The following is a 14,357-nucleotide window of genomic DNA, read 5'->3' on the forward strand; positions in this document are numbered from 1 at the left end:
TGATTGCGGCCGTGCGTCCCGTTGCGAGGGGTATCGCGGGGAGCGTGCCGGGCAGCAGGCATGGAGAAAATGTATCAAGCGGCCCGGTTAAAAGGCTTCCTGTTTTCCAGCAAAATGACTCTAAAACCGGAATCCTGTTCAGATAGAATGCCGATTTTCAGTAGAAGATTCTGCTCATCATGGCTACCCGCGAACGCACGCCGAAAACGCTCGACAATCAGGACCGCAAGATCCTGGGGGCATTGCAGAAAAATGCGCGTCTGTCGAACGCCGAACTGGCCGAACAGATCGGCATGTCGACCACCGCATGCTGGAACCGCACGCGGCAACTCGAACTCGACGGCTACATCGACGGCTATGTCGCGCTGGTCAACCAGCGCAAGCTCGGCTACGCGGACATCGTGATCCTCGAGGTCACGCTCGATCGCCACGAGGACGACGCGCTGGCGCGCTTCGGCGCCGAACTGGCGGCGCTGCCGGAGGTGCTCGAGGCGTATCTGGTGTCGGGCGAGTACGACTACTGGATCAAGGTGGCGGTGGACGGCACGGCCGGCTACGAACGCTTCCTGCGCGAAAAGCTGTACCGGATTTCGAGCATCCGCCACAGCCGTTCCATGTTCGCGCTGCGGTGCATGAAGGATGTGCCTTCGATTCAGGTGTGACGGAGCGGAGACGGGAGCGCGGCCGTCGTTGCAACGGCGGGCGCATGCAGCGAGACGCGGGTGCGGACGAAACCGGCGAACGGCCGATAGGGAAGGCTCGCCGGGGAGACGGCCGGCGGACGCACGAAAACGGATGAATCTTCCGTCCGCGATGGCGGGGCACGACCGCGCGCCGGCGGGCAATGGCTTCTGGCCCGGGTACGGGACTGACGGCAATCCGCGTCGATCCGTATTAATCGACGCCGATATCGGGCTGAGACGCGGCCTGAAGCACGGCGTCGAGACGATCTTGAAACACTCGCCGCGCGGTGAGCGCATTGGGCCGGGACGAGCCCAGCCTCTTGCTTATCCGACCCACGCACCCGGCGCGACCGTCGCGCGCCCCGCGCAACAGCCGCTATCGGCGTGCGTCAGCCCAAGCGAATCAAGCGGCCGGCGCTGTGCTCAGCGCGGCAGGCGCGCGTGTGCTTCAGCGATGACTTCACAGTTCTCGAGGTGCAGTGCCCAGGCTTCTGCCAGCAGCTCGCCAACGCGTGCGAGCCAGCCAGCGGATTGGGTGGAACGATCGGAGACATTAGACGTTTGCATGACGAAGCCCCATGTAGGTGGCGAGTTAGGGATAACCCTAATCATAGCGAAACGCCTCCGTCTTGTGAAATGCGATTTCGTTATATGAGAATTACTGACAATTTATGTTGCTGCTGCGCAACATGGATATCGGTTGCGCGGGCGTGCCCGGACAGGCGTGCCGAGGCCGTGCCGGCACGGCTGCGCGTGGAGATGAAAGGGATTCGAGCGTAGTGGAACGGGTGCGCTTACCGGCCGATCCATCCGAAGCGCCACGACAACCGCCGCGTCGCGGCCCGCAGCGTCTGCGCCAGCTCGCTGTCCGGCCCGCGCGGGAAGCCGCGCGACGAGCCGATGATCGCGATCACGAGCCGGATGCTGCCGGTGTGATCGAACACGGGCGCGGCAATCGTCCCGATGCCGGGCACCGGCGCGTCGAACGCGAAATCGAGTTCGTCCGCGCGGATCGCCGCGAGCCGGGCGCGGAAGGCCGCGTCGTCCGGTGCGGCCGGCGCGCCGGCGAGGCGCACGGGCTCGTTGGCGAGCAGGTCGGCCAGCACGTCGTCTGACATGCCGGACGCGAAAATCCGGCCGATCGCCGTATTGACGAGCGACATCACGGTACCGACCTGCAGGCTCACGTGCTGCGGCCGCGCCGATTCCTCGAGCCGGATCACGGTCGGCCCGAGCGGCCCGAGCGTCGCGGCGGCCACGCTCATGTCGGTCGCGCCGGCGAGCGCGACGATCTCGGCTTCCGCGTCGCGCGTCGGCGACACGCGCTGCATCGCGATCAGGCCGAGCGCCTGGGCGAGCGAGCCGCCGTCGAAGCAGCCGGCGTCGTCGCGGCTCAGCAGCCCGATCTTCTGCAGGCTGACGAGATGCGGAAACGCCTTCGCGGCCGGCATGCCGGCCGCCGTCGCGAGATCGCGCAGCGGCAGCGCGCGACCCGCCGACACCAGCGCGAGCAGCAGCTCCCCGGTGCTGTCGAGCGCATTGATCCCGCGCTGCGCTTTTGCGTCGTCGGCCAGCGCGGGCGGTACCCGCGCGGCGCCCGGCGCCGGCGCGGGCGCCGGTTCCGCACGCGCCGCGCCGAGCGACGCGGTGGCCTGCCGCGCCGCATCGCGCAAGGCCGCCGCGATCGGGCCGTCCCAGTCGACATCGATCGATCCCGTCGAACCGATCACCGTCAACGCGAGCTGCAGGCGCCCGCGCGCATCGAAAACGGGCACGCACATTCCGCTGACGCCCGGGCTCGGCCGGTCGATGCTGCGTTCGATGCCGCGCGTACGAATCGCGTCGAGTTCGACCGGTTGCGCATCGCCGTCCGGCGCGCCTGACGCGCCTTCGGCGCCGGCGAGCGTATCGCCCGCGCCGCCCTGGCTGGCCGCCATCGCGTCGAGTTGCGCGGCGTCGCCGAACGCGCGGAACACCCGGCCGGTCGCCGTCGTGTCGAGCGACATCACCGAACCGACGTGCAGGTTCATGTGCAACGGATAGCCGCCGTGCTCGATGCGCACGATCGTCGGGCCGAGCACGCCCGGCACCGACAGCGCGACGCTCAGGCCGACCGTTTCCGCCAGCCGCGCCGCGTGCGGCAGCGTCGCGCGGTAGGCCGGCTGGCGCTCGATCGACATCAGCCCGAGCCGCAGCGACAGCGGGCCCGGCTCGTAGTTACCGGTGATCGCATCGCGCTTGACGAGCGCGAGCCGCGTAAGGCTCACGAGATAGGTGTGCGCCTGCGCGGTGGAAAGATCGGCCGCCGCGGCCAGTTCCGACAGCCCGAGCGGCTTGCGCCGACGCGCGAGCGCGTCGAGCAGCCGGCCGCCGACCTCGACACTCTGGATGCCGCGCTGCGCCTTGGGCGGCGCATCGTCCGCGCTGACTTCGTGGTTCTGCACGCGATGATTCTTCCGTTGACGAAACCCCGCATGGTATCCGACGCCATTTCGCGCGCCAGACTTCAGGTTTACCAGAGTTATACAATAACAAGCGTGTTTGCCATTGACAAATATTCGACGCGGGCAGATGATCCGTTCACTCCCCTCAACACATGGCTCGCAGCCACGGAACGCACTATGGCCAAAGCATTCGCCTCCCAAGCCGATCTGGAAGAGAAGAAAGTCACCTGGACGCAGTTGTCCGAGAACGCGTACGCGTACACGGCCGAAGGCGACCCGAATTCCGGTGTGATCGTCGGCGACGACAGCGTGCTGATCGTCGACACGACCGCGACGCCTGCGATGGCGCAGGACCTGATCGCGAAGATCCGCAGCGTGACCGACAAGCCGATCAAGCACGTGGTGCTGTCGCACTACCATGCGGTGCGCGTGCTCGGCGCGTCCGCGTACTTCGACGAAGGCGCGCAGCACGTGATCGCGAGCCGCGGCACGTACGAGATGATCGTCGAGCGCGGCGAGGCCGACATGAAGTCGGAGATCGAGCGTTTCCCGCGCCTGTTCGCCGGCGTCGAGACGGTGCCGGGCCTGACCTGGCCGACGCTCGTGTTCGAGCGCGAGATCACGCTGTTCCTCGGCAAGCTCGAAGTGAAGATCATGCACGTCGGCTCGGGCCATACGAAGGGCGACACGATCGTGTGGCTGCCGTCGCAGAAGGTGCTGTTCTCGGGCGACCTCGTCGAATACGACGCCGCGTGCTATTGCGGCGACGCGCAGCTCGAACAGTGGCCGGCCACGCTCGAGGCGCTGCGTGCGCTCGGCGCCGAGAAGCTCGTGCCGGGCCGCGGCCCCGCGTTGCTGAATCCGGCCGAGGTCGACAAGGGCCTCGACTACACGAAGGATTTCGTCACGACGCTGCTCGCGCAGGGCCGCAAGGCCGTCGAGCGCAATCTCGACCTGAAGGCGGCGATGGCGCTCACGCGCGAAGCGATGGACCCGAAGTTCGGCCACGTGTTCATCTACGAGCACTGCTTGCCGTTCGACGTGTCGCGCGCGTTCGACGAAGCGAGCGGCATCACGCATCCGCGCATCTGGACCGCGCAGCGCGACAAGGACATGTGGGCCGCGCTGCAGGACTGAGCGGTGCACGGCGGCGGGGCGGCATTCACATGATCGCCTCGCCGTTTCCCTGAAGGCGCCGGCATCGGCGGCGTTGCGCCGCGGTTCCGGCAGCCGTATCCGGTCTCACGAGAAAGCAGGGCGCATGCACGCCCTCGGAGACTGCTGCGCGCTCGACATCGCGCGGCCCGTTTGGAGAGAGACATGCCTCAATCGCTTCCCGCCGAAGCGACGCTCGCGCACGCGAGCGCTTCGGTATCCTCATCGACGTCCGAATCCACCGACGCGCTGTTGTTCCGCAAGATCGCGTGGCGGATCGTCCCGTTCCTGTTCCTCTGCTACGTCGTGTCGTTTCTCGACCGCATCAACATCGGCTTCGCGCAGTTGCAGATGAAGCACGATCTCGGCTTCAGCGACGCGATGTACGGCCTCGGCGCCGCGGTGTTCTACGTCGGCTACGTGTTCTGCGAAGTGCCGAGCAACATCCTGCTCGCGCGGTTCGGCGCGCGTCGCACGTTCACGCGGATCATGCTGCTGTGGGGCATCGCGTCGACCGGAATGATGTTCGTGTCGCAGCCGTCGCATTTCTACGGGCTGCGCTTCCTGCTCGGCGTGTTCGAGGCCGGCTTCTTCCCCGGCATCGTGCTGTACCTGACCTACTGGTTTCCCGCGAACCGGCGTGCGGCGGCGATCTCGGTGTTCTTCGCGGGCGTCGCGGTGGCCGGCGTGCTCGGCGGCCTCATGTCCGGCTGGATCATGCGCGACATGAGCGGCGTGCTCGGGCTGCACGGCTGGCAGTGGATGTTCGCGATCGAGGGCGCGCCGGCGATCCTGCTCGCGTTCGCCGCGTTCACGTTCCTCGTCGACCGGCCGCAGGACGCCACGTGGCTCACGTCCGACGAAAAGGCGCGCGTCGCCGCGCTGTGCGCCGAAGGCCGCGCACACGGCAGCGCGCACGACGGGCGCAGCGTGATGGCCGCGCTCGCGAACCCGCGCGTGTACCTGTTCGCGTTCATCTATTTCTCGCTGACCTGCGCGTCGCTGACGCTCAATTTCTGGATGCCGCTGATGATCCGCGACTTCGGCGTGACCGACGTCGTCGCCGTGAGCCTCTACACGGTCGTGCCGAACGCGATGGGCGCGGTGGGGCTAGTCCTGATCGCGCGCCGCTCGGATCGCACCGGCGAGCGCCGCAAGCACTTCGCGTGCTGCACGGTCGGCGGCGGGCTCGCGCTCGCGGCGCTGACGCTGCACCTGCACAGCTTCGCGGCGATGCTCGCGTGCCTGTCGATCGCGGCGACGCTGATCTTCGCCGCGCTGCCGATCTTCTGGGCCGTGCCGACCCGCTACCTGTCCGGCAACGCGGCCGCGGCCGGGATCGCGTTGATCAGCAGCATCGGGATCACGAGCGGCATCGTCAGCCCGTGGGTGATCGGGATGATCCGCACGCGCACGGGCAGCATGGATCTGGCCGTGTATCTGCTTGCCGCGCTGCTGGTTGCGAGCGGCGTGGCGCTGATGGTCGGCGTGAAAGGCGAAGGCCCACGGCGCGGCTGAACGGGCAATGGCCGACCGTCGGCCGCGGGCGGCGGCGACCGGCGCTCACCCCGTCCGCACCGGAATCCGACCGAATCCAGAACGCGCTCAACTACGCGCGGCAGAATCTCGGCCGCGCGCTGAGCGTCGAGGATCTGGCCGAGGCCGTCCATCTGAGCCCGCGCCAGTTCAGCCGCGTGTTTACGCTCGAAACCGGGCAGTCGCCCGCGAAGGCGATCGAGCGGCTGCGGCTCGAATCGGCGCGGCCGATGATCGAACAGAGCCGTCATCCGCTCGACGTGATCGCGAAGGAAAACGGTTTTCGCGACCGCCGGCATATGCGCGACGCGTTCGTGCGCGGGTTCGGCGTGCCGCCGCAGGCGTTGCGGCGCGATGCGCGGCGGACGACGAGCCGGGAGCAGGCTGACGCGCTGTCGGGCCGGCGGGCCCCGTTCAGCACGTGCCGGCAAAATCGCGCAGAATCCTGTGAACATTCGTCGCGAGGAGACACCATGCACGCTGAACCGTTCGACATTGCGATCCCCGAGCACGCGCTTGACGATTTGCGTCGGCGCGTGCGCGACTACCGCCCGCCGACCCTGACGCCCGCCGAGCCGTGGCGGCAGGGCACCGACGGCGCGTGGCTGCACGAATTGGCGGCGTACTGGGCCGACGGCTTCGATTGGCGCGCGGTGGAACGCGAGCTGAACCGGCTGCCGCAGTTCGTCGCGGACGTCGGCGGGCAGCGTGTGCATTTCGTGCATCGGCGCGGTACGGGGCCGAAACCCTATCCGCTCGTCGTCACGCACGGCTGGCCGGGTTCCGCATTCGAATTCCATGCATTGATCGATCGCTTGTGCGATCCGGCCGCGTTCGGCGGCGATCCGGACGATGCGTTCGACATCGTCGCGCCGTCGCTGCCCGGCTTCCTGTTCTCTCCCGCACCGGCGGCACCCGGCACGTCGGCGTTTCAGGTTGCCGACTGCTGGGTGGAATTGATGGCAGGCCTTGGATACCAACGGTTCGGCGCGCAGGGCGGCGATCTGGGCGCGGCCGTGTCGGTCGCGCTCGGCGCGCGGCATGAGCGCGTGGTCGACGGTATCCATCTGAACTACCTGCCCGGCAGCTACGAACCGGCGATCGACGCGGCGCTGCCGCTGACCGACGACGAGCAGACGTTCCTGAAGCAGCGCGCGGATTGGGTGGCGCTGGAAGGCGGATACGCGCATGTCCACATGACGAAGCCGCAGACGCTGGCCGTCGGGCTCAACGATTCGCCGCTCGGGCTGGCCGCGTGGATCGCCGAGAAATTCCGTACGTGGAGCGATTGCGACGGCGACGTCGCGCGCCGTTTTTCGCACGACACGCTGCTGACCGGCATCTCGCTCTACTGGTTCACCGGCTGCATCGGCTCGTCGATGCAGATGTATTGGGAGAACCGGCTGCAATCGATGCGCTTCGCGGCCGGGCAGCGCGTGGCGGTGCCCGTGGCGTTCGCGCGCTTTCCGAAGGAGATCAGCCGCCCACCGCGCAGTTGGCTCGAACGCGTATTCGACGTGGTGCAGTGGACCGACATGCCGAGCGGCGGCCATTTCGCGGCGATGGAGGAGCCCGACCTGCTGGCCGACGATATTCGGCGGTTTTTCAGGCGCTTCCGGTAACGGGCCGGCAAGCCGGCGGGCGCAAACCCATACCGGAAGTCGCTCGCGCGGGACGGAAGCGGCACGACGCGGATCGCGTCGCCCTTCTTACCGCGTCACGAACGCCGTGGCGGCATCCGGCGCCGTACGCGCATGCTTGCGCTGGCGCAGCAGCGCGACGCGGCAGTTCTCGCGCGCCGTTTCGCGGCCGTCGTCGTCGAGCAGCACGAGGTCGCCGCGCATCACGTTCAACGTGATCACATCCTCGCCCGGCGCGCCGAGCGTTTCCGGCGTATGTACCGAGTCGGCCGGTTCGAGCACCGTCGAACCGGCGTGGGCGACCCAGTCGTATTCGCGGTAGCGCCACGCACCCTGCAGCGTATGGACGAACACCTCGCCGTCGTGACGGTGGCGCGGCAGCGTGCCGCCGGCCGGCATCTTCAGCAGCGCGGTCAGCGTGTCCTCGGCCGCATTGATGTGCAGGTACTTGATCGCGAGCCCCGGGAGGTCGGCGCTCATCGGCAGCCACGGCAGCGCATCGCCGGGCAGACACGAGATCGGCGGCAGGTCGGTGGAGAGCGGGGCGGACGGCTGCGTCATGGCGGGAGGCGGAGCGAAAACGGGAAGCCCGCATTATCGCAGAGCCGGATCGCGCGGCCGACCGGGTGCGGCGCCGCGCCGAAAACGTGCGCGACGGGCCGATCCTTACGGATTGAAATATACAGTCAAACTGTACAGTTTGACTGTCGACGTGCTATCTTGAATTCATGAACCTGCCATCGTCTCCCCCCGATACGCTCCCGCTGGCCGGTCTCGCCGGCGAACTCCGCATCTCGGTCGGCAAGCTGATGCGGCGGATGCGGGAGCAGACCCATCCGAACGACCTCACGTCGTCGCAGAAATCGGTGTTGCTGCGGCTCGATCGCGACGGCCCGGCGACCGTATCGGCGCTCGCGCGTGCCGAAAGCGTGCGCCCGCAGTCGATGCGCGTGACGGTCGCGACGCTCGAGGCGCTCGGCGCGGTCGCCGGTGCGCCCGATCCCACCGACGGCCGGCAGACGCTGATCGCGCTCACGCCCGGTTTCCGCAAGGTGCTGCAAGCCAACCGCGCGGCCAAGGACGACTGGCTGTTTCGCGCGCTGCACGCGCAACTGTCTGCGGCGGAACAGGCCGAGCTGGCGGCGGCCGTGAAGCTGCTGCAGCGGCTCGCCGAATTCCAGGACCCCGCGCGTCCGTGAACCGCACCGGCCCGCTCGCCGAAAGGACAACCCGCACATGAATCTCCTGCATCTCGTGTCGTACTTCTTCGGCGGCGCCTTCCTCGCGAATGTCGTGCCGCATCTCGTCAGCGGGCTGCGCGGCGAGCCGTTCCAGACGCCGTTCGCGAATCCGCCCGGCCGCGGGCTGTCGTCGTCCACCGTGAACGTGGCGTGGGGCGTCGCGAATCTCGCGATCGCTTATGTGCTGGTGTGCCGGGTCGGCGATTTCGACCTGAAGCGCACGTCCGACGCGGCGGCGCTCGGTCTCGGCATCCTGGTGCTCGGCCTGTTCCTCGCGCGGCACTTCGGCGAACTGCACGGCGGCAACGAGCCGGACCGGGAGCGGCGATGAGCGTGCCGGCCGCGGGCGTATTCCGCTCGCTTCGCAGCTTCAACTATCGCGTGTGGGCGATCGGCTCGCTGGTGTCGAACATCGGCACGTGGATCCAGCGTACCGCGCAGGACTGGCTCGTCCTCACGCAGCTCACGCATCACGACGCATCGGCGGTCGGCACGGTGATGGCGCTGCAGTTCGGGCCGCAACTGCTGCTGCTGCCGTGGACCGGTTACGCGGCCGACCGCTACGACCAGCGCAAGCTGCTGATGGCGACGCAGGCGCTGATGGGCGCGCTGGCGCTCGTGCTCGGCGTGCTGACGGTCACCGGCGCGGTGCGGCTCGAGCACGTGTACGTGTTCGCGTTCCTGTTCGGCTGCGCGTCGGCGTTCGACGCGCCGGTGCGGCAGACCTTCGTCGCCGAACTGGTCGGCGACCGCGAGCTCGCGAACGCGGTCGCGCTCAATTCGACGTCGTTCAACGCCGCGCGGATGGTCGGCCCGGCGGCGGCGGGCTTCCTGATCGCATCGGTCGGCACCGGCTGGGCGTTTCTCGCGAACGGGCTCAGTTTCTTCGCGGTGCTGGCGTCGCTGTCGCGGCTTCGGGAGGACGAACTGCGCGCGAACGTGCGGGCGGGGCGCTCGCGCGGCAGCCTGCTCGACGGGTTCCGCTATGTATGGCGTCGGCCGGACCTGACGGCGATCCTCGCGATGCTGTTCCTGATCGGCACGTTCGGGCTCAATTTCCAGCTGTTCATTTCGACGATGGCCGCCAGCGTGTTTCACGTCGATGCGCGCGGGTTCGGCTTCCTGTCGTCGATGATGGCGGTCGGCACGATCTCGGGCGCGCTGCTCGCCGCGCGCCGCGAGCAGCCGCGGTTCCGCCATCTGTGGATCGGCGCGACGCTGTTCGGGCTCGGCTGCACGTTCGCCGCGCTGGCGCCCGGCTACTGGTCGTTCGCCGCCGCGCTGGTGCTGACCGGGATCGCCGCGATCACCTTCATGAATTCGACCAACAGCCTGATGCAGTTGTCCACCGAGCCGGCGATGCGCGGCCGCGTGATGGCGCTGCGCCTCGCGGTCGCGCTCGGCGGCACGCCGATCGGCGCGCCGGTGGCCGGCTGGGTCGCGAACCATCTCGGCCCGCGCTGGGCGCTGGGCGTCGGCGCGGCGTCCGGTTTCGCGGCGGCGCTCGTCGCGACCCATTTCGTCGCGCGCAAGCGGGTGCCGCCGCGCACGGGCGACGACGGAGCCTGACCGAACCGGAGGACGCCGCCGCTATGCCGCCGGCCGCGCCGCCGCATGCGCGGCGTCGAGGCACGCCTGGAACAGCAGCGCGGCCCGCGACGGCTGCGGCGAGCGCCGCAGCAGGCTCACGAACCGGCACCGGTAATTGAACCGGTGCGGCGCGATCGGCTGCATCAGCCCCTTGTTTTCGAAACTCTCCGCGTAGTGATCGGGCAGGAAGCCGAGATAGCGCCCCGAGAGGATCAGCGTCGCGATCGATTCCTGGTCCGACGCGGTCGCGCTGCGCGTGAGCTTCGCGCGATGGCTCAGCTCCATGTTCGGCGAATGGAAACCGAGCCCGGCGAATGCGTGGTTGCGGATCGTCGTCCACGTGAGCTTGCCGTGCGGCGCATCGAAGAGCGGATGCTGGCGGCCGCAGTAGAGCAGCATCCGTTCGTCGAACAGCGCCGAATACACGAGGCTGCCCGAGTTGCGGTGCACGGGGATGATCCCGACCTGGTAGCTGCCGTCGATGACCCCGCGCTCGACCTCGTTGATCGACGCGACGTGCAGGTTCAGCGCGACGTCGGGCGCTTCGTCGGCGAACTGGCGGATCGCGTCGCCGAGCCGGGCATTCGGGTTGGTGGCCGTCTTGTCGAATACGGCGATGTGGATTTCTCCGCCCATCTTGTCGTGAATGCCGTCGATTCTGCTGCGAAACGCTTCCATCGACGCAAGAAGCCGCAGCGTCTCCTCGTACACCGTCTGTCCCTCGGGCGTCAGCGTGAAGCCCGCCCGCCCGCGCCGGCACAGCACGAGGCCGAGCCGCGTTTCCAGATCCTTCACGTGCCGGCTGATCGTCGAGATGCCGATATTCAGTTCCAGTTCGGCGGCCGCCATCCCGCCGCACTGCACGACGCCCTTGAAGACCCGCAGCAGGCGGAGATCCATGTCGCTGAGCTGCCCGAGCAGCGCGCGGCTCTTCGGTTTCTTTGCTTGCATAGTCGAGCAAGTGAACATTGATATTGCGATATTCAAAAGACTAATTGGCGTCCCGACAATGTGCAACATCATCACCAGGAGGAGGGGCGCGCCGCGCCGACCGACATGACCGACATCACCACCGCCCAGCACGACGACACGAACCTGCGCACCGACGCCGCGTGGCTCGATGCGCACTGGATGCCGTTCACGGCCAACCGCCAGTTCAAGGCCGATCCGCGCATGATCGTGTCGGGCAAGGGCGCGTATTACACCGACGGCGAAGGCCGCAAGATCTTCGACGGCCTGTCGGGCCTCTGGTGCACGGGCCTCGGTCACGGCCGCACGGAAATCGTCGAAGCCGTGACCCGCCAGGTCGCGCAGCTCGACTACGCGCCGGCCTTCCAGTTCGGCCATCCGAAATCGTTCGAGCTCGCCAACAAGATCAAGGAACTGACGCCGGCCGGCCTCGACTACGTGTTCTTCACGGGCTCGGGCTCGGAAGCGGCCGACACGTCGCTGAAGCTGGCCCGCGCATACTGGCGCGCGAAGGGCAAGGGCACGAAAACGCGCCTGATCGGCCGCGAGAAGGGTTACCACGGCGTGAATTTCGGCGGTATCTCCGTCGGCGGGATCGGGCCGAACCGCAAGCTGTTCGGTCAGGGCCTCGACGCCGATTTCCTGCCGCATACGCAACTGGCCGAGAACAAGTTCTCGCGCGGCATGCCGGAGCACGGCGCCGAGCTGGCCGACCGCCTGCTCGAGCTGATCGCGCTGCACGACGCATCGAACATCGCGGCCGTGATCGTCGAGCCGTTCTCCGGTTCGGCGGGCGTGGTCGTGCCGCCGAAGGGCTATCTGAAGCGCCTGCGCGACATTTGTACCGCGCACGACATCCTGCTGATCTTCGACGAGGTCATCACGGGCTTCGGCCGCGCCGGCGCGATGACGGGCGCGGACGCATTCGGCGTGGTGCCGGACGTCATGAACTTCGCGAAGCAGGTGACGAACGGCGTGCAGCCGCTCGGCGGCGTGATCGCGACGAAGGAGATCTACGACACGTTCATGGCCGCGGGCGGCCCCGAGTACATGCTCGAGTTCCCGCACGGCTACACGTATTCGGCGCATCCGGTCGCATGCGCGGCCGGCGTCGCGGCGCTCGACCTGCTGGTGAAGGAAGACGCGGTGGCGCGCGTGCGCGATCTCGCGCCGCATTTCGAGGCGGCCGTGCACGGGCTGAAGGGCCAGCGCCACGTCGCGGACATCCGCAACTACGGGCTGGCGGCCGGCCTGACGATCGCCGCGTTGCCGGGCGAGCCGGCACGGCGCCCGTACGAGATCGCGATGCGCTGCTGGGCGAAGGGCTTCTACGTGCGCTACGGCGGCGACACGGTCCAGCTCGCGCCGCCGTTCATCGCCGAGAAGCGCGAGATCGACAACCTGGTCAACGCGCTGTCCGACGCACTGAACGAAGTGGACTGAGCCGCGGTTTGCCCGCAGCGACAACCGAATTCACGAAAGAGCCTGAACGATGAAACACGACAGCAATGTGACCTCCACCGTCGGCCACCTGATCGACGGCAAGCGCGTCGACGGCGGCAGCCGCGTCCAGCCGGTGTTCGACCCGGCGACCGGCGAATCGCACAAGAGCGTCGCGCTCGCCGACAAGCTGACCGTCGAAGCCGCGATCGCGTCCGCGCAGGCCGCGTTCCCGGCATGGCGCAACACGCCGCCGCTGAAGCGCGCCCGCGTGATGAGCCGCTTCAAGACGCTGCTCGAGGAGCACGCGGAAGAACTCTGCGCGCTGATCACGGCCGAGCACGGCAAGGTGCTCGCCGATGCGATGGGCGAACTGCAGCGCGGGATCGAGAACGTCGAATACGCGACCTACGTGCCCGAGCTGCTGAAGGGCGAGCACAGCAAGAACGTCGGCCCCGCGATCGATTCGTGGAGCGAGTTCCAGGCGCTCGGCGTCGCGGCCGGCATCACGCCGTTCAACTTCCCGGTGATGGTGCCGCTGTGGATGTGGCCGATGGCCGTCGCGTGCGGCAACACGTTCGTGCTGAAGCCGTCGGAGCGCACGCCGTCGTCGACGCTGCGCATGGCCGAGCTCGCGCTCGAGGCCGGCCTGCCGCCGGGCGTGCTGAACGTCGTGAACGGCGACAAGGAAGCGGTCGACACGCTCCTGACCGATCCGCGCGTGAAGGCCGTGAGCTTCGTCGGCTCGACGCCGATCGCCGAATACATCTACTCGACCGGCTGCGCGCACGGCAAGCGCGTGCAGGCGCTCGGCGGCGCGAAGAACTTCGCGGTCGTGATGCCGGATGCCGACATCGGCAACGCGGTGAACGCGCTGATGGGCGCCGCGTACGGCTCGTGCGGCGAGCGCTGCATGGCGATTCCGCTGGTCGTCGCGATCGGCGACGAAACGGGCGACGAGGTCGTCGCGGGGCTGAAGGCCGAGATCGAGAAGATGAAGGTCGGGCCGGGCAACGGCGCGGGCGTCGACATGGGCCCGCTCGTCACGCAGCAGCATTTCGAGAAGGTGACGGGCTTCGTCGAAGCGGGCGTGGCAGCGGGCGCGACGCTCGTCGTCGACGGTCGCGGCGTGAAGGTCGACGGCCATGACGGCGGTTACTACCTCGGCCCGTGCCTGTTCGACAACGTGAAGCCCGGGATGCCGATCTACCAGCACGAGATCTTCGGGCCCGTGCTCGGCGTGATCCGGCTGAAATCGCTCGACGAGGCAATGGCGCTGATCGACGCGCACGAATACGGCAACGGCACGTGCCTGTTCACGCGCGACGGCGAGGCCGCACGGTACTTCGGCGACAACATCCAGATCGGCATGGTCGGCATCAACGTGCCACTGCCGGTGCCGGTCGCGTACCACTCGTTCGGCGGCTGGAAGCGTTCGCTGTTCGGCGACCTGCATGCATACGGCCCGGATGCCGTGCGCTTCTACACGAAGCGCAAGACGATCACGCAGCGTTGGCCTTCGGCCGGCGTGCGCGAAGGAACGGTGTTCAGCTTCCCGTCGAACCGCTGACGCGACGCGCGTGCACCGGCTGCATGTGGCCGGTGCGGCGTGCGAAGCTGCCGCGGCCCGCCCCGATCGACGATGGGGGCGGGCTTTTT

12 protein-coding genes and 1 pseudogene are annotated in these 14,357 nt (G+C 68.1%); 10 read left to right on the forward strand and 3 right to left on the reverse strand.

What is annotated here, in order from left to right:
• Window positions 1-179: 179 nt before the first annotated feature.
• Window positions 180-662 carry an Lrp/AsnC family transcriptional regulator gene (locus tag HWX09_RS00095; protein WP_006479115.1) on the forward strand — a complete coding sequence of 161 codons (483 nt, stop codon included), beginning with the start codon at window positions 180-182 and terminating at the stop codon, window positions 660-662.
• An 815-nt stretch (window positions 663-1,477) separates the two neighbouring features.
• On the opposite strand, the gene HWX09_RS00100 is transcribed toward HWX09_RS00095, so the two are convergent.
• A complete protein-coding gene (locus HWX09_RS00100; protein ID WP_027782946.1) occupies window positions 1,478-3,127 on the reverse strand; it encodes an IclR family transcriptional regulator C-terminal domain-containing protein in 1,650 nt (549 codons plus the stop codon).
• A gap of 177 nt (window positions 3,128-3,304) precedes the next feature.
• On the opposite strand from HWX09_RS00100, the gene HWX09_RS00105 reads away from it, so the two are divergent.
• The 4 genes and pseudogenes from HWX09_RS00105 (at window position 3,305) to HWX09_RS00120 (ending at window position 7,440) form a co-directional block, all read left to right on the forward strand.
• Window positions 3,305-4,264: an MBL fold metallo-hydrolase gene (locus HWX09_RS00105; protein WP_027782947.1), complete on the forward strand. Its 960-nt coding sequence runs from the start codon at window positions 3,305-3,307 to the stop codon at window positions 4,262-4,264.
• 183 nt (window positions 4,265-4,447) lie between these two features.
• Complete coding sequence (locus HWX09_RS00110; RefSeq protein WP_027782948.1) at window positions 4,448-5,800, forward strand: MFS transporter; 1,353 nt, start codon at window positions 4,448-4,450, stop codon at window positions 5,798-5,800.
• Window positions 5,801-5,874: 74 nt separating this feature from the next.
• Window positions 5,875-6,159 (forward strand): annotated as a pseudogene (locus HWX09_RS33785) (helix-turn-helix domain-containing protein); the annotation flags it as partial.
• Between the two features lie 132 nt (window positions 6,160-6,291).
• Window positions 6,292-7,440: an epoxide hydrolase gene (locus HWX09_RS00120; protein ID WP_027782949.1), complete on the forward strand. Its 1,149-nt coding sequence runs from the start codon at window positions 6,292-6,294 to the stop codon at window positions 7,438-7,440.
• Window positions 7,441-7,527: 87 nt separating this feature from the next.
• On the opposite strand, the gene HWX09_RS00125 is transcribed toward HWX09_RS00120, so the two are convergent.
• A complete protein-coding gene (locus HWX09_RS00125; RefSeq protein WP_027782950.1) occupies window positions 7,528-8,019 on the reverse strand; it encodes a 2,4'-dihydroxyacetophenone dioxygenase family protein in 492 nt (163 codons plus the stop codon).
• A gap of 167 nt (window positions 8,020-8,186) precedes the next feature.
• Here HWX09_RS00125 and HWX09_RS00130 point away from each other — a divergent pair, with 167 nt between their 5' ends.
• Genes HWX09_RS00130 through HWX09_RS00140 form a run of 3 tightly spaced genes read left to right on the forward strand, consistent with a single transcriptional unit; the run spans window position 8,187 to window position 10,268 of the window.
• Entirely contained in the window at window positions 8,187-8,657 is a 471-nt protein-coding gene (locus tag HWX09_RS00130; protein WP_027782951.1) for a MarR family transcriptional regulator, read from the forward strand.
• 37 nt (window positions 8,658-8,694) lie between these two features.
• A complete protein-coding gene (locus tag HWX09_RS00135; RefSeq protein ID WP_027782952.1) occupies window positions 8,695-9,030 on the forward strand; it encodes a hypothetical protein in 336 nt (111 codons plus the stop codon).
• On the forward strand, window positions 9,027-10,268 hold the full coding sequence (locus tag HWX09_RS00140; protein ID WP_027782953.1) for an MFS transporter: 1,242 nt from the start codon (window positions 9,027-9,029) through the stop codon (window positions 10,266-10,268). The genes HWX09_RS00135 and HWX09_RS00140 overlap by 4 nt, the downstream gene beginning before the upstream one ends.
• 21 nt (window positions 10,269-10,289) lie before the next feature.
• Here the strand turns inward: HWX09_RS00140 and HWX09_RS00145 are convergent, their stop codons facing one another.
• Window positions 10,290-11,240 (reverse strand): LysR family transcriptional regulator, encoded by a 951-nt coding sequence (locus HWX09_RS00145; protein ID WP_027782954.1) that lies wholly within the window; start codon window positions 11,238-11,240, stop codon window positions 10,290-10,292.
• Between the two features lie 105 nt (window positions 11,241-11,345).
• On the opposite strand from HWX09_RS00145, the gene HWX09_RS00150 reads away from it, so the two are divergent.
• Both HWX09_RS00150 and HWX09_RS00155 read left to right on the forward strand, forming a co-directional pair.
• Entirely contained in the window at window positions 11,346-12,701 is a 1,356-nt protein-coding gene (locus HWX09_RS00150; RefSeq protein ID WP_027782955.1) for an aspartate aminotransferase family protein, read from the forward strand.
• Between the two features lie 49 nt (window positions 12,702-12,750).
• Complete coding sequence (locus HWX09_RS00155) at window positions 12,751-14,268, forward strand: CoA-acylating methylmalonate-semialdehyde dehydrogenase (protein ID WP_027782956.1); 1,518 nt, start codon at window positions 12,751-12,753, stop codon at window positions 14,266-14,268.
• The last annotated feature ends 89 nt before the right edge of the window (window positions 14,269-14,357 follow it).

The organism is Burkholderia sp. BCC1208 (assembly GCF_902833095.1).
Taxonomy (GTDB): domain Bacteria; phylum Pseudomonadota; class Gammaproteobacteria; order Burkholderiales; family Burkholderiaceae; genus Burkholderia.